Origin of the sequence: Pseudoalteromonas sp. TB51 (assembly GCF_000498055.1) — a bacterium.
Taxonomy (GTDB): domain Bacteria; phylum Pseudomonadota; class Gammaproteobacteria; order Enterobacterales; family Alteromonadaceae; genus Pseudoalteromonas; species Pseudoalteromonas atlantica.
Window position 1 is genome coordinate 1 of record NZ_AUTO01000183.1, and the last position, 2,589, is coordinate 2,589.

Here is a 2,589-nt window from a genome sequence, read left to right on the forward strand (position 1 = left end):
CCGCCACTGGCGCGTTGGGAATACAATTATAAGCCCGCGCCCGACAGCGCAGAGGCTAATTTGTATCAATACTATTTACGTCCACAAGAGTGGCTAAGCACTAAACCTACTGATTTGATAGCCAGAGAGTGGCAGTTATAAATATTAAATTAAGGTAGGGGCTGTTTAATCCGCAAAGCTCAACAAACCCTAATAAAAGGCGCTTAACAGCGCCTTTTTGCTAAGTAGTTACAATTAGTGCTCATTAATCATATGCGTGGCAAGTTGTCCAAAAGATTGCTTTAACCCTTCGCGCAGTAGGGGGTTGTCTACTTCTATATCGAGCGTTTTATTCATGCAATACATCCACTGATCGCGCAGGTCTTTATTTATAGTAAAAGGCATATGGCGTTTGCGCAGCATAGGTTGGCCATGTTTTTCAGTAAATAGGTTAGGGCCGCCTAACCAACCCGATAAAAACTCAAAAAATACTTGGCGAATTCTATCTAATGGCAGAGGATGCATATCATATAATGGTTTGGCGTATTCATCGCTGGCCATTATGTCGTAGAATCTATTAGCAATAGCACGGGTGCCTGCTTCTCCACCAATAATTTCATACGGTGTTTTCTCAGGAGTGGGCGCTGGTTGCTCAGGAGCTGGTTTAGATTTTGAAAAAAGTCGTTTAATCATATTACTTATCATCGTTAATAGGCAGTGTACAACTGCAAAGAGGTTGCTTTAAAATGGACAAATATGCGGTTTTTGGAAATCCAATCAAACATTCAAAATCCCCCGCGATACATAAACAATTTGCTGTATCTTTGGGTGAGCAAATCGACTACCGCGCAATATTAGCACCTATCGATCACTTTGAAAAAACAGTAACCACCTTTTTTGAGCAAGGCGGGATAGGTGCCAACGTTACTATGCCATTTAAAGAGCAAGCGTATGCCATGGCTGATGAACTCACCCCACTTGCTAAAATTGTTGGTGCAGTTAATACACTTAAAAAACGCGATGATGGCACTTTGTTAGGCGATAACACCGATGGTGTGGGCTTTGTTAATGATTTACTTGCCAATGAAGTGACAATTACCAATAAGCGTATTTTAATTATTGGTGCTGGTGGCGCAGCAAGAGGGGTAATACTACCGCTACTTGAGCATAACCCAGCTGAAATAACGATTGTTAATCGCACGGCAAAAAAAGCGCAAGACTTAGCACAACTATTTGCTGAATATGGCAAGGTAACAGGCTATGGGTTTGATACATTACCTGTAAGCAATTACTCACTTATCGTAAATTCTACCTCTAGCAGTATGAACAACGAGTTACCAGCACTTGACGAAAAACACCTAAGCCTGTGCGCGGTGGCATACGATATGTTTTACTCCCAGCAAAATACCGTATTTATGAACTGGGTTGCAGAGCATAATAACCACGCTAAGCTGTTAGATGGCAGTGGTATGTTGGTAGGCCAAGCCGCACAGGCATATTATGTATGGCGTAATAAAATGCCCGCTATACTTCCTGTTGTTAAAGCACTAAAACAAGGCATGCTTAAATGAATCAAGCCATACAGTTTATAGATAGACTCGAGTTTAGAGAACCTTCCCACCAACTAGTCTTTTTTGCACAAGTAACAGGGATGCTGGTGGAGTGTATTATAGATTTACGAAAGCTAGGGCTTCAAGATGAAAGCCACGCAACGCAGCATTTTGATAAATACCGATTTGATTACGAAGAATGTGCCGAGCAACTTATAGAAGATGAAAGTTATAACTCGGCAGGGCAGATAGAAGTGAATCTAGTTGATCTCTGCTAAATACTCGTCTTTTAATTGCACATAGTTATCTGCCGATACTTTTAAAAAGGCAAGCTCTTGCTCTGTTAATGGGCGGGCTTGCTTTACTGGACTACCAACATATAAATAACCAGACTCCAATCGTTTATTTGGCGGTACTAATGACCCCCCACCAATAATAACGTCGTCCTCTACTATTACATTATCCATTACAATAGCGCCCATACCGACAAGTATACGATTTCCAAGCGTACATCCATGCAGCATCACCTTGTGTCCTACTGTCACATCATCACCAATAATAAGTGGGTAACCATCTGGGTTACTTTTAGTCGCGCGTGATAAATGAAGAACACTACCATCTTGTATATTTGTACGTTCACCAATACGTATATAGTTAACATCTCCTCGCGCTGCCACTAAAGGCCATACGCTACAGTGGTCACCAATCGTAATATCTCCTACCAAAACAGACGACTCATCAACATAAACAGACGAATTAAAAGAGGGAGTCACACCTTTATAAGAACGGATAGCCATATATATACCTTTTAAATACCAGTTATAGTCGTTTGAGTGTAACAGCAACACTTAAATATAGGCCAGAAAAGGCCTGTTTTGATTATAAAACTACCAGTTATAGAGGGTTTAGTTCACATATTGACCGAACAGTGCTTTTTTTTGGTTTTTCTTTAAAAAAGTGCTTGCGTAAAAATCTGTTCTCCCTATAATGCGACCCCACTGAGACGGGGAACGCCAACGCATAGCGAGGCACGAGCTGCTCACAGAGTTAAGTAAAACTT

The 2,589-nt window shown here is 41.2% G+C and carries 4 protein-coding genes and 1 pseudogene; 3 read left to right on the top strand and 2 right to left on the bottom strand.

What is annotated here, in order from left to right:
* Positions 1 to 141, top strand: a pseudogene (locus L650_RS24105) (coproporphyrinogen III oxidase); the annotation flags it as partial.
* A 93-nt stretch (positions 142 to 234) separates the two neighbouring features.
* On the opposite strand, the gene L650_RS0109900 reads toward L650_RS24105, so the two are convergent.
* Positions 235 to 672 carry a group II truncated hemoglobin gene (locus tag L650_RS0109900; protein ID WP_029773006.1) on the bottom strand — a complete coding sequence of 146 codons (438 nt, stop codon included), beginning with the start codon at positions 670 to 672 and terminating at the stop codon, positions 235 to 237.
* A 53-nt stretch (positions 673 to 725) separates the two neighbouring features.
* Between L650_RS0109900 and aroE the strand changes: the two genes are divergently transcribed.
* On the top strand, positions 726 to 1,550 hold the full coding sequence (aroE, locus tag L650_RS0109905; RefSeq protein WP_029773007.1) for a shikimate dehydrogenase: 825 nt from the start codon (positions 726 to 728) through the stop codon (positions 1,548 to 1,550).
* Positions 1,547 to 1,807 carry a DUF1488 domain-containing protein gene (locus L650_RS0109910; RefSeq protein WP_024031321.1) on the top strand — a complete coding sequence of 87 codons (261 nt, stop codon included), beginning with the start codon at positions 1,547 to 1,549 and terminating at the stop codon, positions 1,805 to 1,807. Before aroE ends, L650_RS0109910 begins: the two co-directional genes overlap by 4 nt.
* Here L650_RS0109910 and L650_RS0109915 read toward each other — a convergent pair.
* A complete protein-coding gene (locus tag L650_RS0109915; protein WP_029773008.1) occupies positions 1,790 to 2,326 on the bottom strand; it encodes a gamma carbonic anhydrase family protein in 537 nt (178 codons plus the stop codon). The genes L650_RS0109910 and L650_RS0109915 overlap by 18 nt on opposite strands.
* Positions 2,327 to 2,589: the final 263 nt, after the last annotated feature.